The organism is Novosphingobium rhizovicinum (assembly GCF_040813635.1).
GTDB classification, from domain to species: domain Bacteria; phylum Pseudomonadota; class Alphaproteobacteria; order Sphingomonadales; family Sphingomonadaceae; genus Novosphingobium; species Novosphingobium rhizovicinum.
In genome coordinates this window covers 19682-40932 of sequence record NZ_JBFNXR010000017.1, presented here as the reverse complement: position 1 = coordinate 40932, position 21251 = coordinate 19682, and the positions used below count along the sequence as shown (strand labels likewise).

The window sequence follows — 21251 nt, the reverse complement described above, 5'->3', positions numbered from 1 at the left end:
CGAGTCGAGCGCCCGCCAGGAGCCGCACGGCCGATGCTACGATGGCTGACCACGCACAGACGCCAGCCTGTAAGTTGCGGCCCAGAGATGAAGAAAGGCCAGTTCATGGAACGCCATCAGTCCAAAGAGACGTGTGAACTTCTGACCGAGGGCTACTGTATCATCCCCGACGTCATCGCCCCGTCGGAGCTCGTCAGGATCAAGAACGCCATCGACGCCGCGATCGAAGAGTCTCGTCGTCGCGGGGTGGCAACTTACACCCCCTTCATGGACCCGAACGACAGGAACATCCGGTTGTACACCCTCCCGGATTTCGACGATGTCTTCATGGAACTGCTGCGTGCCCCCGTGGCCCTCAAGCTAGTCCGCGAACTGCTCGGCGAGCACTTCATCGTGTCGAGCTTCACTGGCAACATCGCCTTACCAGGATCGGGGTCAATGAACCTGCATGCGGACCAGGCGCTCGTCGTGCCGCCGCCCTGGACCGCGCCTTGGGCGATGAACGTGATCTGGTGCATCGACGACGTCCATGAGGGGAACGGAGCGACCCGCTTCGTGCCCGGGAGCCACCACTATCAAGACTTCCGGGATGTCCCGCCCGATGCACTGGAGAAAAGCCAGGCGTTTGTCGCCAGCGCGGGCTCCATCATCGCCATGGACGGTCGCATGTGGCACACCTCTGGATGCAATACGAGCGAGGACGAGCAGCGCGCCATGCTGTTTGCCTATTACACTAAGGACTTCCTGCGTCCGCAAACCAATCACGATGCGGCTCTTTCCGAAGCGACGAAGGCGAGGCTCGACGAAGAAGCAAAAGCGCTGCTCGGCATGGGGGCGGCCGCCAACGTACGGATCGGCGGCGGCTTGGTGCAACTTGCCAAAGGGCCCCCAATCGACACGGGAGTGACGCTGGGCCGGACCCTCTGATCGCCAGACAACTGCTCCCCTGGGGTTAGCGAGCAGCTTGCGCGGGCACGAGTGCGTGAAGGCTCCTGATCTCTGCGGCGACGTCATCGATAGAGGGCAGCGACGCAGCTTCGAGCGGCTGCGAGAATGGGACCGGCGCGTACTTCGCACCGATGCGCCGCACCGGGGACCGCAGTGCGCCAAAGGCCTCCTCATGGATCAACGAACTGATCTCTGCACCCACTCCGAACTTGCGCACCGCCTCATGCACGACAATCGCGGCCCCGGTCTTGCGGACGGATTCGAGTACCGTCTCCTTGTCGATCGGGGAGACGGTCCTGAGATCGATAACCTCGACGGATATCCCCTCTTCGCGAAGCTCGTCAGCCAGGCCGGCCACCTGCTGGATGATACGGCCATAGCCGATCACGCTCACGTCGGTGCCCGGTCGCAGCACCTTCGCCTTGCCTAACGGCACCCTCTTCCCCCGCTCGGGAGCTTCTCCCTTGTTGTAGAGCGCGGGCAGCGTCTCAATGAACATGCTGGGATCAGGATCGTCGATGCAGCTTAACATCAACCCATAGGCGTCGGCGGGCGTCGAAGGCAGCACGACCTTGAGGCCGGCGGTGTGGGCAAACCAGGATTCGAGATAGTCGGAATGCTGGCCACCGTTGCTCACGCCTGCGCCGGTCATCGTGCGCACTACCAGCGGCACACTCGTCTGGCCGCCGGACATGAAGCGCAGCTTGGCCGCGTGATTGACGATCATGTCGGACGCCACCGTGGTGAAGTTCATCAACATGATCTCGGCCACGGGCTTGAAGCCCTTCAGCGCGGCACCCACCGCGGCGCCCATGATCGCCTGCTCGGAAATCGGCGTTGACTTGACCCGCTCCACGCCGAACTTTGTAGATAGCCCCTTGGTGATGCCTACGACGCCGCCGCCCTCTGCGTCGGCAACGTCCTCGCCAAGCACAAGCACCTTGCCATCGGCCTCCATGGCATCGTGCAGGGCCTGGTTGATGGCCTGGACGAAGGTGATTCGGCTCATTCGAAAACCTCCTGCGCATAGACATCGATCGCGACTTCGCGAGCCGAAGGGAATGGACTGTCGAGCGCGAAGCCGATCGCTGCCTCAATGCGCTGTGCATTCGCAGCTTCGATTTCGGCAAGCTGCGCTTCCTCGGCATGGCCTTGCTCGATCAGCAACGAGCGAAAGCGCGGGTAGGGGTCGGACTGCATGCGTGCGGCCTTCTCGCCCTCGTCCATGTAAGCGTCATTGTCGCCAAAGACGTGGCCGTGATATCGGAAGGTCATGGCTTCTATGAGCGTAGGACCCTCCCCCGCTCGCGCTCGGGCGATAGCTTCGGATGCTGCGTCGTGGATCTCGAGGACATCATTACCGTCGATCTGCATGCCCGGCATCGAGTAGGCGGCAGCACGTTTCGCTACTGAGTCGATAGCAGTTCCGACTTCGAACTTGGTGTGTTCGGAATACCTGTTGTTGGAGCAGACGAAGAGCACCGGCAGCTTCCACAGCGAAGCTAGATTGAGGGACTCGTGAAACGCGCCGATGTTCGAGGCACCGTCTCCGAAATACGCCACCGTGACAGCGTCGGAACCCTCCAGCTTGGCGGCCCAAGCCAATCCGTTCGCGATGGGCATGGATGAGCCGACGATACCCGTGGTGACCATCACGCCAGATGCAGGATGTGTGATGTGCATGGGCCCGCCCTTGCCTTTGCACGTCCCCGTCGCCCGGCCACCGAGCTCCGCCCAGAGTTGGTCCAACGGGCACCCTTTCGCCAAAGAGTCGTGAGTGCCTCGATAGATCGTGCAGATCGTGTCGTCGCTTCGCAGCAAGGCCGAGATGGTCGCCGGAATGGCCTCCTGTCCGCGGTAGCTGTAGTAAGGCATGACGAGGCGCCCCGACGAGATGGTAGCGCGCATCCGCTCATCGTTCTGCTTCAGCAGCGACATCTTGTCGAATATCGTGAGCAGAAGTTCGCTCGATAATTCGTGCATGGCGTGGCGCTCCTTTGGCGCAATTTCGAGTTGCAAGCGTCTCGCTAGGGGTCTCGCCTGCTGCGCGAGAGCCTTGGAAGCCCAGGTGGTCGCGAGATCTCAACCTAGCGAAGGGCCCAGGCTGTCCGTTCAAGCGAAGCCCCCCGGGACACCGCGCTATTCCGCGGCGATTGCCTGCTCGGTTTCGCGTTCCGGGCCAATGAAGCGCCCCGGGAATTTGCCCGTGAATGCGCCCTGATCAAAGGTCGGGATGCCGTTCACCATCGTCAGCCGCATCGGCGCGGCGGGACGAATGTAGCGGTAGGTGCGTCCGCCAGTGCCATCGGGGATATCCCAGATCTTCTCCTCCGGGCGCCGCTCGATCTCGTCAAGGTTGAAGACGCAGATGTCGGCAGCCATGCCCACCGTCAGCACACCGCGGTCACTCAGCCCGAAGAACTCGGCCTGTCGCCCGGTAAGCGCGTTGATACCTTCCTCGATCGTCAGCTTGCCGGTGTCGCGTACGTATTCGCTGAGCAACAGAACATTGTCCCCCGCCCCGCAGAACATCTTTCCGTGGGCACCCGCGTCGGAGACGTTCGCGACGGAGCGCGGATCTTTGAGCAGCCTTACGATGGTCTCGTCCACCTTGGCCCAGCCGTCCTGCAAGGCCACGGAATCCGTTCCGTTGCGGATCACCCAATCAGCCAGCGCATCGGACGGATGGACGATGCCCTCGGCCGCCATGAATTCCTTGAGCTTCACGCCGACCGGCCCCGAGCCGTTCTCGCTTTCCCGCAAGAACACGGACTCAGCCGTGAACGCGTTGTTCGCGAACCCAGAGTCCCAGGCTTCACGGGCGGTGGCACGCCAGACCGGGTCCGCCAGTCTCGCGAGCTTCTCGGCGTCGTCCTTGATTTCGACGATGTCCTGCCAGGCCTGGAGGCCCAGTTGAGCGAACAGGAGCGTGCGCTTGAAATCGACGGAAAACATGAACTGGACGTGGGTGAACCCGGTCCAGAAGGGGAGGCCCTCCTCCTTGAAGCGCTCATGCAACTCCCACTGCTCCGCGGCTGCCCCCTGTTGGAAATCGAGCGTGGGCAGACCTGCCCATTGGAACGGTACCCCGGCCTGCTCGCAAAGGCGGCCCATGCGATCCACCACTTTGGTAGCGGTCATGTGCATCCAGTTGTCGATAATCAGCTGGAATGTCGTCCCCGGATGGCGGGACAGAACCGCGAGCAGCGCCGCGTACTCGTCATCTTCGGCAAGTTGTGTGGGAAGAGGGCGATCGTGCTTGTCTCGGTCGAGCTGATTGGAGGACATGCCCATCGCGCCTGCGCCCAGCGCATCTTCCAGCAAGGCGCACATCTGTGCGATCTCGTCCACCGTAGCTGCACGCTCCCACGCCTGCTCGCCCATGACGCATAGCCGGATCGGAATATGTCCGCAGAAGGAAGCGAAGTTGGCCGGCGTCCTCACGTTCCGCTCGTGCGAGGCCTTATACTCGCTCCACTTGTGCCAGTCCCAAGGAATCATCGTCCTCATAGGCACTTCGGGGATGTCCTCGAAGAAGTTGAAGATGTCGATGATGTCGTCCCTCCCCGTGCCGTTCTGCGGCAGAGGCGCGAGCGAGAAACCGCAGTTGCCATTGATGGATGTGGTCACGCCGTAGCCAGGGAACGGTTCCATGTTCGGCGACCACCAGACTGCGGCGTCCCAATGATTATGCGCTTCGATAAAGCCAGGGGTTACGTAACAGCCATCGGCATCGATCACCCGCTCGTTCTCACGGGGCTCGAGACCCGCGGCGATCTCGGCAATGCGCCCGGCGCGGACTCGTACGTCCGCTTTGAAGGCCGGCTTGCCCGTGCCGTCAACGACGGTTCCGTTCCTGATGAGCGTACGGTAATCCATGTCCTTCTCCCGTTTCCTTGGGCCCGATTGCCAGGAGACAAGCCCCACCATTTCCCTTCTGCTATCCGGCCTTGCGGGGGCATGCCATGACCGAGCGCGACAAACTCCCTGGCTCCCTGCGACAGCCAAGCGTGCGCTCGCCTTCGGGATCCAGCACTCCCGAGCCGCCGAACGCACTGAGCGGATTGCGCGCGCGGAAGTGACAGGCTTCGCACGCAGATTGTCGCCTGCGGTCATGTCCGCGCCTTCGCCTATCGCAGCACCATTCGCTACCATCGTGCCAGGAGAGCCCCCTTCCCGGAGCGGCCGTTGTTGGAGTTTGGGATGACCGAATATGTGCCTGAGGAGGTCCGTGACGACTGGGTTCCAAAAGCGGATTTCCTCGACCGTGCTTTCCACGAACTGGAGAAGGAACACCTATGGCCCAAGGTATGGCAGATCGCGTGCCGCGAGGATGAGATCCCGGAGGCCGGCGACTTCGTCGTGTACGATATCGTGGACGATTCCATCATCGTGGCGCGTGGCGGCGACGGGAACCTGCGGGCATTCCACAATGTTTGCCCGCACCGGGGCACGGCACTCGCAGAAGGCGCAGGAAACGCCAAACAGTTCGTGTGCCCGTTTCATGGCTGGCGGTTCGGGAACGACGGACGCAACATCAAGGTCATCGACCGACAAGACTGGGGTACTTGCCTGACCAAAGAGGACGTCGACCTCACCCCGGTTAAACTGGGCACCTGGGGAGGGTTTGTCTGGATCAACATGGACCCGGACTGCCAGCCTCTCGACGCGTTCCTTTCGCCGATGAAAGAGCGGTGCGAGCTTTTCGAATTCGAGAAACTCCATCCGGCTTGGTACAAAACCGTGACTGTTCCTGCCAACTGGAAAACCGTGCTTGGCGCCTTCACCGAATTCTACCACGTCCAGACCACACATTCTCAGATGCTAACTTATACCAAGGATTACTCCATCAGCCGCGCTATGGGACGGCACGGCTGGATCAGCTACACGGGCAGCGCGGGCGTCCCGGTCGGACGCAGCGATCGCTTGCCTCAAAAGGAGGTTCCCGACTTCCGCGAGCACTTGTTCGAATATGCAGAACAATTTCGCGACAACTTGAAGGCCATGCAGACGCAGCGTGCCTACGAGGCAACCCAGCGCCTGCGAACGGAAGTTAGTGCCGACGCAAGCCCCGAGGAAGTCCTGAGCAAATGGGGCCAGTTCATCTACGAGGCAGCAGTCGAATCCGGCGCCGGCTGGCCTGAAGGCCTGACACCCGAATATATGGCCGAAAGTGGCTTCGACTGGCACGTGTTTCCCAACACGGCGTTTCTCCATCCTGCCGTCGAGGCAATCATCTGGTATCGGTTTCGCCCGTGTGGCGATGCTCACGACAAGACGATCTTCGATGTCTGGTCGCTTGAGCGGTACCCCGAGGGACAGGCTCCCAAAGTCGAACACGGGATCTACGAAGACTGGCGCGACGGCGATTACCCGCTGATCTTCAAGCAGGACTTCGAGAATATTCCGCGCGTACAGAAGGGCATGAAGTCACGAGCGTACAAGGCAGGACGCCCGAGCCCGATCCAAGAGCGCGCCGTCTCGCATTTTCACCGCACCCTGCGCCGCTTCCTGCAAGACCCCCACGCGGACGACGAGTTGCGCGCAGAACCCCTGGTGGAAATTCCACAGCCGACGGTCTAGCTCGGGGAGCACCAGTCGGCCACGACGGACCCAAGTTGCGCCACGACCCTCAGGCCGACTGGCGCAATTCCAGCTCTCCTGCGCCGGCGTCTATCAGCGAGAAATTCTCGATGTGCCGCACCGTACTGGGCGACTCGCCGAACCACCGCTGGCAGCTCCGATACAGGACCGACAGCTCGCTATAACCTAGGAGGCCGGCGACCGTCTTGAGCGGGAGCCGAGTCTGTCGCAGGTATCGGACCGCCGCATCGCGCCGAACTTCGTCCTTCATCGCCTCGAAGTTTTCGCCCTCGCTGCGCAACCTGCGCTGTAGGGTCCGTGGGTGCATGCGAAGCGCTGCGGCAACTTCGACTTGCGTGCAACTGCCCTGCGCGAGCTGTTTTTCGATGGCGATCCTCACCCGCGTCCGAATGAGCGAGTCCACGGACGGGAACTGTGCATCGATGAAGTATGTGGCCAGTTGCAGCACGCGGTCGTCACGACCTACGACGGGTACGTCGAAATCCGACTGGGCGTAAAACAGCGCGTTGCATGGCTGCCCGAACCGCACTCTGCACCCAAAGTATTCGCCGTGCGCGCTACCCCCTTCCAGAGGCTCATGCGTGAACCAGACCTCTTCGGGCTGCGCGCGCTCACCCGAGAACATCCTGGTTGCCAAGTGCGATAGCAGCAATGCGTGCTCTACCGCCTGCCGTTGGCGGTATACTCGCGGAAGGATGATCTCGAACCTAATCCCGGTCCGAGCGGCCTCACTTTCACGAACGACACTCAGGTGCGCTCCTGAACTATAGGTGTGCACATGATCTGCGCAGTAGCGCCATGCGTCGCTGACCGTCTCGGAGTTGCGCATAGCGATGTCGAGCGGGCCAAGAATGCCCTCGGAATACTGCCGCTTGGCAAGTCGCAAGCCGAGATCGGGGCAAAGAAGTTGTTCGGCGGCGTTTTCCAGCAGCTGGATCATCTGCCGATATGGAATCAAGTGGTCACGTCTATGGATGTCCGCCGGATCAATCCGCGCTGCTTCAATCAGCGGGTTGGGATCATGGCCCCGCGATCTCACAAGTTCCGCAAAGCCCGTCAAGCTTTCGGCTCGGACCATTGCGGGCGCGGTGCTCTCCGTTGACGTGTCCATCTTCGCCCCGGGACTGGCTTTCCTGGCCGCCACTGCGACTCTCCTCTCATCCGGCTGCTTCATTTCCCTTCGCTCATTACGGCGAAGCTGCCACACAAGAATGCCAAACACGAACCGGTCTGGCAATCGATTGCTGCCTGTTTCTCACCTCCACAACAATCTCACGGGTGTCGGCAATGCTCAGCCGAATGTCGTCTAACGTCAAAGACGGCGCCAATGGACGGTCCTACTTTCGGGGAGCGTAACGGAACGACCGGCCCGTCTTAGGGCCGCCTGCCGTATTGCGCCGCGGGACCGGGGAGTGGCTGAATGAACTTCGACGAGACTTTCGACCTAGTGATCGTCGGCAGTGGATGCGCGTCCGTGACCGCAGCGCTTGCCGCCAAGGCGCAAGGCGGTCGCGCGGTCATTCTGGAGAAGCAAAACCTGTTTGGCGGCTCCACCGCCTATTCCGGCGGTATCGCATGGATACCCAACAATCCTCTGCTCGACGACGATACGGAGGAAGCCTCCCGCACTTACCTCAACCACGTCGTGGGCGCACCGACAAAGGCTTCGCCGATCGCCAAGCGCGAGATGTTTCTCAAAGAGGGGCCGCGCGCCGTACAGTTTCTGCTCGATCAGGGGGTAAAGCTCGTTCGCGTCCATTGGCCCGACTACTATTCAGCAGCGCCCGGGGGACATGATTATGGCCGGACCATCTCGGCGGAGTTGTTCGACCTCAACGAACTCGGCGAGTGGCGGGATCGGTTGGGAAGCTTCTACGGATTCCCCGCCCTGCCGATCAGCAGCCATAAGTTCGTCGAGCTGACGCTCGCCAAGCGCACCTGGAAGGGCAAGAAAACGGCGCTTCGACTCGGGTGGGATGTCTTGCGAGACAAGGTGACGCGGGCTCGGCGTAGGGGCTCCGGCAACGCCGTACAGGGTCGGATGCTAAAGGCCGCGCTGGAAGCAGGAATCCCGCTGCGCATGAACACCGAACTCGTCGAGCTGCTGACGGAGGGCGGCGCGGTCACGGGCGTCAGAGTCCGGACGCCAACTGGTGAGCGTACCCTCGGCGCCAAGCAAGGCGTCCTGTTGAATGCTGGTGGCTTCTCGCGCAACCAGGCGATGCGCGACAAGTACCAGCCGCAGCCATCAAGAACCGAGTGGACGATGGTCAATCCGGGCGACACGGGAGACGTCATGCAGATGGCGATGGCTCTAGGCGCCGACATCGACTGCATGGAAGAGGCGTGGTGGACGCCGGGTTCACTGCTGCCTGACGGCAAGTACGGCGGCTTCCACGTGCCGGGCGAAAGCGGCAAGCCACACATCGTGATTGTCGGGCCCGACGGTAAGCGCGTCGGCAACGAGGCCGGGTCGTACATGGAGTTTGGCCAACGCATGTATGCGAAGGGTGCAGTGCCCTCGTGGGCGATCCTCGAGAGCAGGGCCTTGAAGAATTACACCTGGGGCCCGATTCAGATCGGGAAAACGCCAGAACCGTTCGTCGAAAGCGGGTATTTGGTCAAAGCCGCTTCGATCGAGGAACTCGCCAGCAGATGCGGTATAGACCCGGTTGGTCTAGCCGATGAACTCAGGCGCTTCAATGCGTTCGCCAGGAGCGGAGTCGACGAAGACTTCGAACGGGGCGCGAGCGCCCACAACAAGGTCATGGGTGATCCCACGAACCGCCCGAACGCCTCGCTGGGCGCAATCGAGCGCGCACCGTTTTATGCAACCCGCATCTGGCCTCTAGACGTAGGCACGTCCGGTGGGCTGGTTACCGACGAATACGCGCGCGTCCTCACGTCGGAGGGGACACCGATCACGGGCCTCTATGCCGCCGGCAATATCGCTGCACCGGTGGTAGCACATAGCTACCCTGGTGCAGGGGCGAGCATAGGCGGTGGCATCGCCTTCGGCTATGTCGCCGCGCGCCATGCAATGCGCTCGAATTCCGTCGGAGAGGCAGAAGCGGCATGAGCGCTGAACATGCCTTGGCCGACGCACTCGCAGATGAGTTCTTCGGCGCTCTTGAAGATGGATCGGTTCAGGGCGTCCTTCGGTGTTTCGCCCCCGACGCGATAATCTGGCACAACTTCGACGGTGTGAGACTGTCGCCTAGCGACAATGTGCCGGGCCTTGAGGCCTTGTTCCTGAACTTCGTACGCCGCGAGTACCGCGATGTCCGGCGCCAACCCACCCCGAGCGGCTTCGTTCAGCAACACATTCTGCGCCTTGAAACGAAGGAAGGTCAGGTCATCGACTGGCCGGCATGCATCGTCTTCGAGATCGACGGCGGCAAAATCGTTCGCCTCGATGAATACGTCGACCTCGGACAACTCAGAACGGAAGGTTGATGGCATGAATGCCACTTTGGCCGAGCCGCACTCCCGAAGCATACCAGCCTCAGCGAGAGCCTTGCTGGCGCGCGACGGGTACTGCGTGATTGAACGCGTTCTGCCTTCTGGTGAGTTGGAGGAGCTTCGAAAGGCTCTCGACCACATCGCGAGCTTTGAGCGGCACTGTGCCCGCCAGGCACATTATGCTTATGACCGGGAGACCAATGCCAATCAGCGCATCTGGAACCTCATCAGTCGCGACCCGCTGTTCTGCCTGCTAGTCGAGCACCCGCTGGCTCTGGCCTTCGTCGAGGCCACTATCGGCTGGCCGGCCCTGCTTTCGGGATGCTCGGCCAACATCGTCCACCGCCACGGGGCGGACGAAGTCCTTCATTGTGACCAGACTTATATGCCAGAGCCCTGGGCCGCCCCGCACGGCGTCAATATCTGCTGGTGCCTCGACGCCTTCACCGCAGAGAACGGCGCTACCCGGCTGGCACCTGGAAGCCATCTCTTGAATCGCGGCCAGCGCGAGGGCGAAGGTCTTCCAGAACTCGTGCCGGTCGAGGCTCCAGCCGGCTCACTGGTGGTGATCGACGGGCGCTGCTGGCACCGTACTGGTCGGAATGAAACTGATGCACCACGCGCCGGCGTATTCAACTGGTACACGATGCCGATCTACTTGCCGCAGGAGAACTGGTTTCTCTCTCTCAACCCGTCGATCAAGCAGTTCGGATCGGAAACGCTGCTGACCCTTCTGGGCTTCCGGCCGCAGATCGTCGGTCGAGTTAACGGGCTATCACCAGCCGGCTTGTGAGATCGCACGAAGGGATACGACAGATGAACGACGACGATAGCGCAGCAAGGTTCACGATCTTTCGCCGCGAGGACAGTCCAAGCTTGGCAGAAGCGGGATTGATGAGCTTCGAGCCGTTCAAGGATTCAATCCTACCCATCCTGGATCAAGTGCAGGAAGCCGGCGTCTTCGCTGGCGAAGACGCGCGCGTCCTCTTCGCTATTCCCGGCTTCAGCCTTGTCCATGTGTGGTTCAAGCCGGGCTACCCACTGCCGCTGCATAGCCACGACGCGGACTGCCTGTATTACATCATTGCCGGCTCAATCCGCATGGGCTCGCAGGATTTAGGTCCTCGGACCGGCTTCTTCGTACCGGCCAACGTCCCCTACGCATACACCCCGGGGCCGGACGGAGTGGAACTGCTAGAGTTCCGACATTCCGTGTCGTTCAATTTCATGAACCACGCGAACGGCCTCGCCTTCTGGCAGAAGGCGCTAGAGACGGTGAAGGCCGCGCAGCCCACCTGGGACAAGGCGCAGATGCCCGCGTTACAGCCGGAGGGGTGAGCGTCATATGACTGCCGTCGAGACCGCACCCACTATCCGCGATTACGACCCTTTCAGCCAAGCGGTCATGCGTAACCCTTTGCCCTTCTACGAACGGTTGAGGGAGGAAGCACCCGCTCTCTATCTGCCGAAATACGACACTTGGGTTTTCTCACGGTTTCAGGACGTCACCGATTTGCTCACAATCGGCGACAACACCTTTATCGCGACGGACACCACTCTGCCGACACCCGAGATCCTTGCATCTCACCACCGAGGTGAAGTCAGCCAGCTGCCGCTCGAGCCGCTTCCAATCGGCGCAATGCTCGGCTCACCGCACTTCGAGGTGCTGCGCAACGCGCACATCAAACCTTTCCGTCCCCGCGCCGTGCGAAGCCTTACCGAATTCATCCAGCAACTTGCCGATGCGAGGCTCGACAGCTTGCTGACACAGCAAAGCTTTGATCTCACGCAGGACTACGCCGGTCACGTCACCGCTGGCGTGATCTGCCACCTTTTAGACATGCCGGCGGAGCGCACCGCAGACGTGCTTGAACTCGTCAACTCGCTAAGCCGGACCGACCCCGATTCGGGTGGCACCGACGTGCCTACGATCATCGGCAACTGCATCGGCATGATGAGCGAGTATATTGCGAAACGCCGGGAGGCAGGGGCGGACGGCTCGGTGCCGCTGATCGACGGCCTGCTCTCGCTCGCCTACTACGGTCGTCCGCTGACCGACGCCGAAGTCGCGACCCAACTGACCTGCGTGTTCGTCGGCGGCGTGGAAACGGTCCCCAAGATCACCGCGCATGGCTTGATGGAACTGTGCAACGCGCCCGAACAACTCCAAGAGGTGCGCGCGGACCTCGATACCCATGTACCCGTCGCGGTGGAGGAGATGATCCGCTTCTGCGCCCCGGCCCAGTGGTTCGCCCGCACCGCGCACAAGGACGTCGAAGTCGCGGGCGCGCGGATCAGGAAAGGGCAACGCGTTATGGTGCTGTTCGGCTCGGCCGCCCGTGATCCGGCGGAGTACGACGAGCCAGACCGCTTCATCTGGAATCGCAAGATTGATCGCGTGCTCTCGTTCGGCACGGGCCAGCACTATTGCATCGGCATTCACTTGGCGCGTCTCGAACTTCGCATTCTTGTGACGAGCTTCCTCCGGCGCGTCGCTAAGTTCTCCTTCGACTTGGAACGCGCAGTGCGGTTGCCCTCGAGCTTCCAGTGGGGCTGGAACGAGTTACCGGTCGTTGTCGAGGAACTCAGCTGATGGACGTGTCGGAGCCGCAAGTTCGGCGCATCGGCGCGACCCAAGACGCGATCGGCGAGACCCCCGTCTGGCGCGAAGACGAACGTGCGCTTTATTGGATCGACTGCGAGGGGCCCTGTCTCCGAAGGTGGCTTAGCGACACAGGCGAGGTGAGCCAGTGGCCCATGCCCGAACGCATCGGCGGTTTCGTCTTCAAGCAAGACGGGGGGGCGCTGATAACGCTTTCGTCAGGGATCTTCGATTTTGATTTCGACAGCGGCACCCTTACTCTGCGGGTCGCGTCGCCGTTGGGAGAGGAAGCATCACTGCACGAATGCGCCTGCGATCCTGCGGGACGGCTGTGGGTGGGATCGATCGACCACCGGGTGGGGCACTCCAACCTGCACCCCGGTGGCGCCAAGCTGTTCCGACTGGACGGCAACAAGCTTACGCCCGTGATCGAGAACTTCTCGTGCGCGAACGGCCTTGCTTTCAGCCCGAAGGGCGACGCGCTCTACATTTCCGACTCCACCACCCTGCGCTGCGACCGGTACGCGCTTGACCCGGTCAGCGGACACCTTGGTGAGCGTAGTACTTTGTTCAAACTGGGGCCGGGAGACGGTTTCGTAGACGGCGCGGCGGTTGATGCCGAGGGTGGTTACTGGGCCGCCCTCGTCTACGCGGGCAAGTTGCGCCGCTACCTGCCGGATGGCACGGCGGATATCGAAATACGCCTGCCGTTCGCCAACCCGACCAAACTGGCATTCGGGGGTGCGGACATGCGCACAATGTACATCACCACCATCCACCATGGGCTGGACGGAAAGCCACCCACCCCGCTGGATGGCGGCCTGTACGCGATCGAGGCCCCAGTCGCCGGACGACCGGACCCGGCTTTTGCAGGCTCGGCTAATGCCCACCCTTAGAGAAAGACTGAGCGGACCGCCGCTGGCGCTAGGAACTTGGCTCGCGATCGATAGCACTCTCAGCGCAGAGACGATGGGCCGCGCAGGCTTCGACGCGGTCTTGCTCGACATGCAGCACGGCGGGATCACGGAAGCTACTTTACTCCCGATGCTGCAGGCGCTTGATGCAACGGGCACTCCCGCGCTTGTGCGAGTGCCCTGGCTCGACCCCTCGAAGATCATGCGGGCCGCGGATCTCGGCGCCGCCGGTGTAATCGTGCCCATGGTGAACACCGCCGCAGATGCCGAGGCGGCCGTCTCGGCGATCCGCTACCCTCCGCGCGGAATCCGCTCATTCGGTCCTGTCCGCAGATGGTACAGCGCCGAAGGTGCTGCCGAGCCCACCTTGTGCATCGGGATGATCGAAACCCATGAGGGTCTTGAGAACCTCGGCGCTATTGCCGCCACGCCCGGGCTGGACGGCCTGCTAGTGGGACCAGTGGACCTTGCCCTGAGCCTCGGATTCGAGCTCTCGCTTGAAATGCCGGGAGCCGTACTCAACGCGGTGAAAATGGTAGCTGAGGCTTGTGCTGCAAAAGGTCTGATATGCGCCTCAGTCTCGTTCGGATTAGAAAATGCGTCCCGCCAAGTTGAGTGTGGCGTCACCTTCATGACGTCCGGGAGCGACACGATGTTCATGCGCCGTGCCGCAGACGTTGACCTCGCGGCACTGCGTGGGCTCGGCGGCAAGCCTGGCGACGCAAGTGCCTGATTGGGCGCAACTTGACCGCGCCCTAGGCGAAGCTGTCGGCCCGCAGTACGTCGGTAGCGGCGATTGTGCGGACGCACGATTCCGCTGCGATGTCCTGCAGAAGTACGTGCAGGACCCGCTTTTCGTAGTACGACCCGGCTCCACGCTGGAGGTCGCCACGTGCGTTCGGATCGCGGCGGAGCATGGCGTGTCGGTTACCGCCGTCGGGGGGCAAACGGGCACCGTTGGTGGAGCAATCACTCGGCCGGGAGGCATTGCCCTCTCGCTTGAACGGATGGCGGCTATCACTGCGGTCGACACCCGCGCGATGGCCATGACTGTCCAGGCGGGCTGCATCCTTCAGGTCGCGCAAGAGGCAGCAGAAGCGCAAGGCGCCTTCCTGCCGCTTGATCTCGGATCCCGCGGATCCGCGACCATTGGCGGCTCGATCGCGGCAAACGCCGGAGGCAATCGCGTGCTGCGATGGGGCATGATGCGCGACATGGTCACCGGCCTCGAGGTCGTGCTCGCAGACGGCACTGTCGTGTCCTCGCTTACAACGATGTTGAAGGACAACGCCGGCTTTCCTTGGAAGCAGTTGATGATCGGCACCGAGGGTACTTTGGGCATTGTTACCCAAGCCGTGCTCCGCCTGCGGCCAAGACCCGTCACGGATCAGACCGCGTTGCTCGCGGTGGCGAACTTCCATGATGTTGAACACCTCCTGCGCATGCTGGAAGTCCGACTCGGAGGACGCCTTTCCTCCTTCGAGCTCATGTGGGGCGAATTCTACTCCGCAATGACGCAGGCGCAGCTCGCGTCCAGGAGTCGCCCATTGGAAGAAGGGCACGCCTTCTACGTTCTCGTGGAAATGCTCGGGGGCGATCCCACCCACGATGCGGTTCAGTTCGAAGAGGCCTTGACGGACGCAATCGAGGACGCCCTGGTCCGCGACGCGGTCGTGGCCAAGTCCGGCAAAGAGCGCGAGGCCCTGTGGGCCGTACGCGAGGACATGAGCCCCGGACTCGCGGGCTACCGCCCGTTCAGTGTTTACGACGTCAGCATGCGACTGAGCGACATGCCCGCATTCACGACTGACGTGCGCAAGCAGCTCGAAGCCGTGTTCCCTGACGCGCGCGTGCTCTTCTACGGGCACGCCGGGGACGGGAACCTGCACGCCGTGGTCAATGTCGGGCCGGACGGCCCCGCACGCGAGCAAGAGATCGATACTATCGTGTACGAGGCTACATCTCGCGTGGGCGGTTCGATCGCTGCGGAGCACGGCATCGGTCAGTCGCGCGCGATGTATCTCAGCCTTTGTAAATCAAAGGCGGAAATTGAACTCATGCGTCGCATCAAGCGCGCTCTGGACCCCCTTGGTGTCCTCAACCCCGGTAAGGTCCTGGAATGAAGGGTCGGGTCGCGATAGCCGGCGCGAGCGGCGTCATCGGCTCAGCAGCTGTCCAGGCATTCGCCAGCGCAGGGTTCGAAGTGCTGGCAATCTCGCGCCGTCCGCCGGTCGTTCCCGAAGGAACTGCGTTCAAGCACGCAGCCCTAGACCTTACGGACGCGGATCAGTGCCGCGCCTGGGCCGCACATACCGCCTCCGTGACACATCTCGTTTATGCCGCCGTTTCTGAAGAGCCCGGGCTCGTGAGCGGCTGGTCCGACCCTCGGCGCATTGCGGAAAACGCGGGAATGTTCGAGAACCTTGCGGCCCCATTGACTCGTAAGGGCACGCTTCGCTGGGCCGGTTTGCTTCAAGGCACCAAGGCTTACGGCGCCCATCTGCATGCCATGCGCCTTCCCGCCAGGGAAAGCGCTCCACGCGATCCGCATCCAAACTTCTACTTCGCCCAGGAAGATTGCCTGCGCGATCTCGCAAAGACACACGGGTTCGGTTGGACGGTCCTGCGCCCTCAAGTCGTTTTCGGCAGCGCACCTGGCTCCGCGATGAACCCGGTCGCTGCCATCGGAGCATACGCCGCTCTCTGTCACGCAAAAAAAATTGCCTTCTGCTATCCGGCTGGCGGCCCCCTGATCTGGGAAGTGACGGATGCCGAACTTATCGCTGAAGCCTTTCTTTGGAGCAGTTGCGAACCGACGGCTCGAAACGAGATCTTCAACCTGACCAACGGTGACGTCTTCGTCCTGCACGACGACTGGGATGAGTTAGCCGCTCACCTCCAACTCTCCCCTGGCGACGCTCACCCCCTGAGCATCGCACAAGTTCTTGCGACCGACGAGGCTCAGGAGGTCTGGCGAGGGATCGCAGCGGAGCACCAGCTAAGATGCACGGAGCTTGCGGATCTGCTGGGCCAGTCGCATCACTACCTGGAGATGCTTCTCAATGAAAAGACGATCGCGAAGCGTGCGCTGCCTACCCTCGTGAGTTCTCTGAAGGTGCGGCAGGCGGGCTTCGCCTCATGCCGTGACACGTTCGAGAGTCTAATTCGAAGTCTGGCGCAGATGGAGAACCTGCGGCTGCTGCCGCCGATGACGGCACGTCGCAGCGCCGGTTGCCCGTCCCGAGAGGCAGCTGCTTACCAATGCGCGGCTGACGTACGCGACTCAAGCCACATAGACGGGATAGCGCCATGAGTTTTCGTGAGGTCGGTAAACGTCTGAGCAATTGGGGGCGCTGGGGCGACTGCGACCGGATCGGCACCCTTAACCATCTTACGCCGGAACGCACCGCCTTCGCCGCGCAGAGCGTGCGCTCGGGACAGATTGTCAATCTTGGCCTTCCGCTGACCAACCAGGGCATCCAGGTGGGCCTGGGCGGGCGGGTGAACCCCATTCACATGATGAACCTGACGCCGCCCGATTTCGCCGGTCGTTCGGACCGGATGATCGTTGCAGACGACTCTGTGTTCCTGCCGTTGCAATCTGTTACGCAGTGGGATGGCCTCGGCCATGTCGGCTATGACGATATGCTCTACAACGGTGTACCTGCTGCTTCGATTACGACTGCCGCCGGGTCGGCCAAGCTTTCAATACACCAGATCGCCGAGCGAGGGGTCATAGGACGTGGTCTGCTGCTCGATATAGCGCGGCTCCGCGGCAAGGACCGGCTCGAGGCAGGAGAAGCCATCACCCCGGCAGACCTCGACGCGGCCCTAGCGGCGCAGAACTGCGAAACGCTGCCGGGAGATGTCATCATCCTGAGGACGGGCTGGATGCGCTGCTTCACTGTCGACGGCGACGCTGCCCGCTACTGGAACGGTGAACCCGGGATCAACCTGGCTTGTGCCGAATGGCTGCACGGCCGTCAAATCTCTGCGTTGGCCAGCGACAATTGGGGCATCGAGGCAATGCCCGCCAACGATGCCACCTTCGAGATGCCGGTGCACTGCGTCCTCATCCGTGACATGGGGATGACTCTGGGCGAAGTCTTCGTTCTCGAAAAACTGGCCGAGGCGTGTGAGCGGGAGAACCGCTGGACGTTCCTCTTCACGGCCCCGCCCCTACTCGTGGTCGGGGGCGTCGGATCGCCACTGACACCCCTAGCGATACTGTGAGCCCATCGGCATGAATCAAAAGGACGTCCTGCCGCCACCCACGCGTGCGTTCGAACAGATGTTGGCCGACATCGCCGAGCATGGAATGGCCATCGTTCCCGAAGTGCTCACCGGAACAATCCTCGCGCGAACACGAGCGGCACTCTACGCGGCTGCCGAGTCCGACCGGACGCGCGGGCGCGAGCAGCGGCTGTTGCTGGACTATCCCGAAGACACCAGCAACCAGCGGGTGGCGAACGTGCTAAGCCGCGATCCCCTGTTCGAGGATCTGGCCTTTCACCCGCTTGCCATCGACCTGCTCAAGGCTGTCGTGGGCTGGCCTGCCCTGCTGTCGAACCTTTCCGCGAACATCACCGGCCCTGGCGGCGGCGAAATGGTGTTGCACGCGGACCAGCTTTTCGTGCCCGAGCCTTGGCCAGCCCGGCCGCAAGGGCTGAACGTAGGTTGGTGCCTGGACGATTTCACAAGTGCGAACGGGGCGACCCGCATCGTGCCCGGCAGCCATCGGCTGAATCGAATGCCGCTGGGTACGGAATCGCAGTTGCAAGGCGTCCCAGTGGAGGCGCCCGCCGGGTCCATGATCGTCTTCGAGAGTCGGTTGTGGCACAAGACGGGCAACAACATCACGAACAGTGACAAGAGGGCCGGGGTTTTCGCCTGGTATTCATCCCCGATTTATCGCTCGCAAGAGAACTGGTTTCTCTCGTTGCGTCCGGAAATCCGCCAGTTCGCATCCGAGGAAGTGCTGATCCTCCTAGGATACAAGGCATCCGGCTTTGGCGTGGTGAATGGCGCCTCAATCGTGTGAGGCGGGGCAGCGCATGGGCTGCCCCTCCCCTCACCCCGCCCCATTCAGAACCGGAAGGTGCCCTGCACTACGACTTCACGCGGCCGCAGCGTGAAGCCACCGTATTCGCCGGGCGTGGCGAACGTCTTGTCATTGCTGACGAGCTGATAATACTCGTTCGTCAGATTGCGACCAATCAGTGCCAGTTCCCAGCGATCATCGATATCAGCCAGCCTCGCGCTGGCGTTGAGCCGCCAGAAGTCGTCAACGAAGCCGTCAGGCGCGCCCTGCTCATCGGTGAAGAACTTGCCTGTATAAACCGCTTCGGCATTAAGCCCCGCTTTCAAGCTGCTCCCAATGGTCTTCTCATAATCGCCTCCGAAATTGAAGGTCCATTTCGGAGCTCGCGGCAGTGGTTGCCCGCTGCGGTCGTAGAAGCCGTTTGTACAGGCTGGTGTTCCGACGATCTTTAGATAGCACTGCGCATTCGGGAACGAGAGGTACTTGGCTTTATTGTAGGAGCCGCTGGCATGCACTCCCAGTTCGGGCGTCAGCTGCGCCGCCACTGAGGTCTCCACGCCGGAAGTCCGCGATCTGCCCGCATTCTTGATGAAGTAGGCGATTAGTCTCGGCTCAAACGAGGTCAACTGAAGGTCATCGAAGGTATAGCGATAGGCGACCAAGTCGAACCGTAGCCTGCGATCGCGAGTTTCACCCTTTATGCCGGCCTCAAAGCCCTTCGACTTTTCAGGATTGAACGCGAGCAGTGACGGATCTGCGCCGTAGATCGCGGAGATGGTCGCTGGCGTGGACAGCCCACCTGATTTGAAGCCAGTCTTGTAGGCGACGTAAGTCATCAGGTTATCGGCGGGTTTGTAGGTCAGCGTGATTTCCGGCGACCAGTTGGAGAAGCTTAGGCTCTCACGAATGGTTTGGCCGACGGGCAGCAGACCGAAGGCTTGCCCGAGGAGGTTGGAGTAGAGGTTCCCGCCTGCGATCTTCTTCTTCTCGTTAGTGTATCGGGCACCGCCAGCAAGCTCTAAGTTCTCGAGTACAGACCAGCGCAGTTGTGCGAAGGCCGCAATCGTCCGCCCCGAGTTGTCCCACCGATTCTCGTAGGTGTATGCCGAGTTGCCATTCGCGGGATCGAAACCGACGAAGCCCAAGATCGGCTGGAAGGTGTTGTAGCGCTTTGCGTCTTCGAAGAATCCGCCGGCAGTAAGATTGATCGGGCCATCATAATCCGTGGATACGCGAAGCTCCTGTGACCAGGTACGGGTATCCTCGACGAGATAGGACGCCACGCTGGCGAAAGACGTCAGGTCATAGAACCCGAGGTTTCGTCCTTTCAGCTTGGTATAGCCGCTCACCGACGTAAGCGTAACGTCTTCGATCCGGTAGTTCAGCGCCAGGCTTCCGATGTACGTGGTCAGCTTGTTGTAGGATCGTCCGTCCCGCGCTCCGGGCCAATTGTTGAGGACCTCAGGAGGTAGAGCACCCTGTGCGCGAACCTGATCGAGACGGCAGTCGCTGTTCGGGTCAAATACCTGCTGGCCCGTCGCAAGGTTGGTCGTCGAGAGCTGGCCCAATGCGAGCGCAGGCGGAGCGCAGAAACCCTCTATGTAATCATCACCGTTTCCGCTGAGATGGCTCCCCGAGAACTTGAAGGTTGCATCAAAGTCGCTCGACGGCTCCCACCTCAGCGTCACACGACCCGAATAGCTCTTGTAGGCCGGCGCATCCCCCGTAGAGGGACCCGGGATTGGAAAAGGGTAAATGGGATTGGCGCCGCCGGATGCCACGTTCTTTAGCCAGCCATTGATATCCGAGAACTTACCCGCCACGCGGAAACCTAGCTGCTCGTTCAGCGGACCGGAGATGAAGGCCTCGACGTATTTCTCTTCCGCCTCGAACTCGTACCCGGCCCGCACCATACCTTGCAGATCCCGTGTCGGGCTGGCGGAGGTAATCGAGATCACGCCGGCGGGAGAATTCTTGCCGAAGAAGAGCGCTTGTGGGCCTTTGAGGATTTCGACCTGTTGCAGGTCGAACTGCGAGGCGAGGATGAAGCGTCCCCTGCCCACCGAGACGTTGTCAACCAACACGCCCACCGACTGCTCAATGCCCGGATCGAGATAGGAAGAGCCGACGCCGCGAATGGAGATCGTACCTCCACCGCCGCCCGATGCAGGAGCAATCAAGACTTGCGGCGTCATCTGTGCGATTTGTGTGACATCCGTAACGTGTGCGTCCGCAAGGGCTTGCGCCGAGATAGCCGAAACCGCCACTGGAACGTCGAGCAGGGACTCCTCGCGTCTGCGGGCGGTGACCACGATCGCGTCCAGTGCAGCGGCATCTTGCGAAGACGCACCAACCCCGCGTCCCGTCTCCTGTGCGGCGGCGCCCGCCGGCGCGGCAAGCGCAAAGAGGCTCACGGCTAGGCCCAGGCTATGACGGACATTGCTCATCGGCTTTTTCTCCCTCCCACAACGGCTTTGTATCAGTTGTTCGATGCGAACGGCCTCCAGATGCCCCAACGTGAGAGCCGGAGCTTCTCGGATCTGCCCGCTCGTGATCGCTTTCCGCGCAGGCGGCAGCAATGGCCGCTAGCGACAATGGAATGGTGCCAAGCGACAGGCGGCGCATATGGCGTTGCGGCGGGCCGTTCCACCTCCCTAGCTCCACGTAGATAGGCGCCGCG

At 61.7% G+C, this 21251-nt stretch carries 18 protein-coding genes; 13 read left to right on the top strand and 5 right to left on the bottom strand.

Annotated features, from left to right (window positions below):
- Nucleotides 1-105 precede the first annotated feature (105 nt).
- Nucleotides 106-927 (top strand): phytanoyl-CoA dioxygenase family protein, encoded by an 822-nt coding sequence (locus tag ABUH87_RS01655; RefSeq protein ID WP_367768405.1) that lies wholly within the window; start codon nt 106-108, stop codon nt 925-927.
- 25 nt (nt 928-952) lie between these two features.
- Here the strand turns inward: ABUH87_RS01655 and ABUH87_RS01650 are convergent, their stop codons facing one another.
- The 3 genes from ABUH87_RS01650 to ABUH87_RS01640 all read right to left on the bottom strand — a co-directional run bounded on the left by ABUH87_RS01650 (nt 953) and on the right by ABUH87_RS01640 (nt 4827).
- Nucleotides 953-1957 (bottom strand): alpha-ketoacid dehydrogenase subunit beta, encoded by a 1005-nt coding sequence (locus ABUH87_RS01650; RefSeq protein WP_367768402.1) that lies wholly within the window; start codon nt 1955-1957, stop codon nt 953-955.
- Nucleotides 1954-2931: a thiamine pyrophosphate-dependent dehydrogenase E1 component subunit alpha gene (locus ABUH87_RS01645; protein ID WP_367768399.1), complete on the bottom strand. Its 978-nt coding sequence runs from the start codon at nt 2929-2931 to the stop codon at nt 1954-1956. The genes ABUH87_RS01650 and ABUH87_RS01645 overlap by 4 nt, the downstream gene beginning before the upstream one ends.
- A 156-nt stretch (nt 2932-3087) precedes the next feature.
- Nucleotides 3088-4827, bottom strand: a complete 1740-nt coding sequence (locus tag ABUH87_RS01640; RefSeq protein ID WP_367768396.1) for an N-acyl-D-amino-acid deacylase family protein — start codon at nt 4825-4827, stop codon at nt 3088-3090.
- Between the two features lie 324 nt (nt 4828-5151).
- On the opposite strand from ABUH87_RS01640, the gene ABUH87_RS01635 reads away from it, so the two are divergent.
- Nucleotides 5152-6531: an aromatic ring-hydroxylating oxygenase subunit alpha gene (locus ABUH87_RS01635; protein WP_367768393.1), complete on the top strand. Its 1380-nt coding sequence runs from the start codon at nt 5152-5154 to the stop codon at nt 6529-6531.
- Nucleotides 6532-6580: 49 nt separating this feature from the next.
- Here the strand turns inward: ABUH87_RS01635 and ABUH87_RS01630 are convergent, their stop codons facing one another.
- Nucleotides 6581-7663 carry an AraC family transcriptional regulator gene (locus tag ABUH87_RS01630; protein ID WP_367768389.1) on the bottom strand — a complete coding sequence of 361 codons (1083 nt, stop codon included), beginning with the start codon at nt 7661-7663 and terminating at the stop codon, nt 6581-6583.
- A gap of 309 nt (nt 7664-7972) precedes the next feature.
- On the opposite strand from ABUH87_RS01630, the gene ABUH87_RS01625 reads away from it, so the two are divergent.
- Genes ABUH87_RS01625 through ABUH87_RS01575 form a run of 11 tightly spaced genes read left to right on the top strand, consistent with a single transcriptional unit; the run spans nt 7973 to nt 18571 of the window.
- Nucleotides 7973-9631 (top strand): FAD-dependent oxidoreductase, encoded by a 1659-nt coding sequence (locus ABUH87_RS01625; protein WP_367768386.1) that lies wholly within the window; start codon nt 7973-7975, stop codon nt 9629-9631.
- Complete coding sequence (locus ABUH87_RS01620) at nt 9628-10008, top strand: nuclear transport factor 2 family protein (protein ID WP_367768384.1); 381 nt, start codon at nt 9628-9630, stop codon at nt 10006-10008. The genes ABUH87_RS01625 and ABUH87_RS01620 overlap by 4 nt, the downstream gene beginning before the upstream one ends.
- A 4-nt stretch (nt 10009-10012) precedes the next feature.
- Nucleotides 10013-10807: a phytanoyl-CoA dioxygenase family protein gene (locus ABUH87_RS01615; RefSeq protein ID WP_367768381.1), complete on the top strand. Its 795-nt coding sequence runs from the start codon at nt 10013-10015 to the stop codon at nt 10805-10807.
- 23 nt (nt 10808-10830) lie between these two features.
- Nucleotides 10831-11352: a cupin domain-containing protein gene (locus ABUH87_RS01610; RefSeq protein ID WP_367768378.1), complete on the top strand. Its 522-nt coding sequence runs from the start codon at nt 10831-10833 to the stop codon at nt 11350-11352.
- Nucleotides 11353-11359: 7 nt separating this feature from the next.
- Nucleotides 11360-12607 (top strand): cytochrome P450, encoded by a 1248-nt coding sequence (locus ABUH87_RS01605; protein ID WP_367768373.1) that lies wholly within the window; start codon nt 11360-11362, stop codon nt 12605-12607.
- Complete coding sequence (locus ABUH87_RS01600; RefSeq protein WP_367768364.1) at nt 12607-13512, top strand: SMP-30/gluconolactonase/LRE family protein; 906 nt, start codon at nt 12607-12609, stop codon at nt 13510-13512. Before ABUH87_RS01605 ends, ABUH87_RS01600 begins: the two co-directional genes overlap by 1 nt.
- Nucleotides 13499-14263: an HpcH/HpaI aldolase family protein gene (locus tag ABUH87_RS01595; protein WP_367768361.1), complete on the top strand. Its 765-nt coding sequence runs from the start codon at nt 13499-13501 to the stop codon at nt 14261-14263. Before ABUH87_RS01600 ends, ABUH87_RS01595 begins: the two co-directional genes overlap by 14 nt.
- Nucleotides 14256-15653, top strand: coding sequence for an FAD-binding oxidoreductase (locus ABUH87_RS01590; RefSeq protein WP_367768357.1), 1398 nt, complete (start codon nt 14256-14258; stop codon nt 15651-15653). Before ABUH87_RS01595 ends, ABUH87_RS01590 begins: the two co-directional genes overlap by 8 nt.
- Nucleotides 15650-16843: an NAD-dependent epimerase/dehydratase family protein gene (locus ABUH87_RS01585; protein WP_367768354.1), complete on the top strand. Its 1194-nt coding sequence runs from the start codon at nt 15650-15652 to the stop codon at nt 16841-16843. Before ABUH87_RS01590 ends, ABUH87_RS01585 begins: the two co-directional genes overlap by 4 nt.
- Entirely contained in the window at nt 16840-17763 is a 924-nt protein-coding gene (locus ABUH87_RS01580) for a cyclase family protein (protein WP_367768351.1), read from the top strand. The genes ABUH87_RS01585 and ABUH87_RS01580 overlap by 4 nt, the downstream gene beginning before the upstream one ends.
- A gap of 10 nt (nt 17764-17773) precedes the next feature.
- A complete protein-coding gene (locus ABUH87_RS01575; protein ID WP_367768349.1) occupies nt 17774-18571 on the top strand; it encodes a phytanoyl-CoA dioxygenase family protein in 798 nt (265 codons plus the stop codon).
- A gap of 44 nt (nt 18572-18615) precedes the next feature.
- On the opposite strand, the gene ABUH87_RS01570 is transcribed toward ABUH87_RS01575, so the two are convergent.
- A complete protein-coding gene (locus ABUH87_RS01570; RefSeq protein WP_367768345.1) occupies nt 18616-21018 on the bottom strand; it encodes a TonB-dependent receptor in 2403 nt (800 codons plus the stop codon).
- Between the last annotated feature and the right edge of the window lie 233 nt (nt 21019-21251).

What these genes read in the sequence shown, in the direction of transcription:
- ABUH87_RS01655 (WP_367768405.1), top strand. Translation starts at nt 106, where the DNA reads ATGGAACGCCATCAGTCCAAAGAGACGTGTGAACTTCTGACCGAGGGC.
- ABUH87_RS01650 (WP_367768402.1), bottom strand. Translation starts at nt 1,957, where the DNA reads ATGAGCCGAATCACCTTCGTCCAGGCCATCAACCAGGCCCTGCACGAT.
- ABUH87_RS01645 (WP_367768399.1), bottom strand. Translation starts at nt 2,931, where the DNA reads ATGCACGAATTATCGAGCGAACTTCTGCTCACGATATTCGACAAGATG.
- ABUH87_RS01640 (WP_367768396.1), bottom strand. Translation starts at nt 4,827, where the DNA reads ATGGATTACCGTACGCTCATCAGGAACGGAACCGTCGTTGACGGCACG.
- ABUH87_RS01635 (WP_367768393.1), top strand. Translation starts at nt 5,152, where the DNA reads ATGACCGAATATGTGCCTGAGGAGGTCCGTGACGACTGGGTTCCAAAA.
- ABUH87_RS01630 (WP_367768389.1), bottom strand. Translation starts at nt 7,663, where the DNA reads ATGGACACGTCAACGGAGAGCACCGCGCCCGCAATGGTCCGAGCCGAA.
- ABUH87_RS01625 (WP_367768386.1), top strand. Translation starts at nt 7,973, where the DNA reads ATGAACTTCGACGAGACTTTCGACCTAGTGATCGTCGGCAGTGGATGC.
- ABUH87_RS01620 (WP_367768384.1), top strand. Translation starts at nt 9,628, where the DNA reads ATGAGCGCTGAACATGCCTTGGCCGACGCACTCGCAGATGAGTTCTTC.
- ABUH87_RS01615 (WP_367768381.1), top strand. Translation starts at nt 10,013, where the DNA reads ATGAATGCCACTTTGGCCGAGCCGCACTCCCGAAGCATACCAGCCTCA.
- ABUH87_RS01610 (WP_367768378.1), top strand. Translation starts at nt 10,831, where the DNA reads ATGAACGACGACGATAGCGCAGCAAGGTTCACGATCTTTCGCCGCGAG.
- ABUH87_RS01605 (WP_367768373.1), top strand. Translation starts at nt 11,360, where the DNA reads ATGACTGCCGTCGAGACCGCACCCACTATCCGCGATTACGACCCTTTC.
- ABUH87_RS01600 (WP_367768364.1), top strand. Translation starts at nt 12,607, where the DNA reads ATGGACGTGTCGGAGCCGCAAGTTCGGCGCATCGGCGCGACCCAAGAC.
- ABUH87_RS01595 (WP_367768361.1), top strand. Translation starts at nt 13,499, where the DNA reads ATGCCCACCCTTAGAGAAAGACTGAGCGGACCGCCGCTGGCGCTAGGA.
- ABUH87_RS01585 (WP_367768354.1), top strand. Translation starts at nt 15,650, where the DNA reads ATGAAGGGTCGGGTCGCGATAGCCGGCGCGAGCGGCGTCATCGGCTCA.
- ABUH87_RS01580 (WP_367768351.1), top strand. Translation starts at nt 16,840, where the DNA reads ATGAGTTTTCGTGAGGTCGGTAAACGTCTGAGCAATTGGGGGCGCTGG.
- ABUH87_RS01575 (WP_367768349.1), top strand. Translation starts at nt 17,774, where the DNA reads ATGAATCAAAAGGACGTCCTGCCGCCACCCACGCGTGCGTTCGAACAG.
- ABUH87_RS01570 (WP_367768345.1), bottom strand. Translation starts at nt 21,018, where the DNA reads ATGAGCAATGTCCGTCATAGCCTGGGCCTAGCCGTGAGCCTCTTTGCG.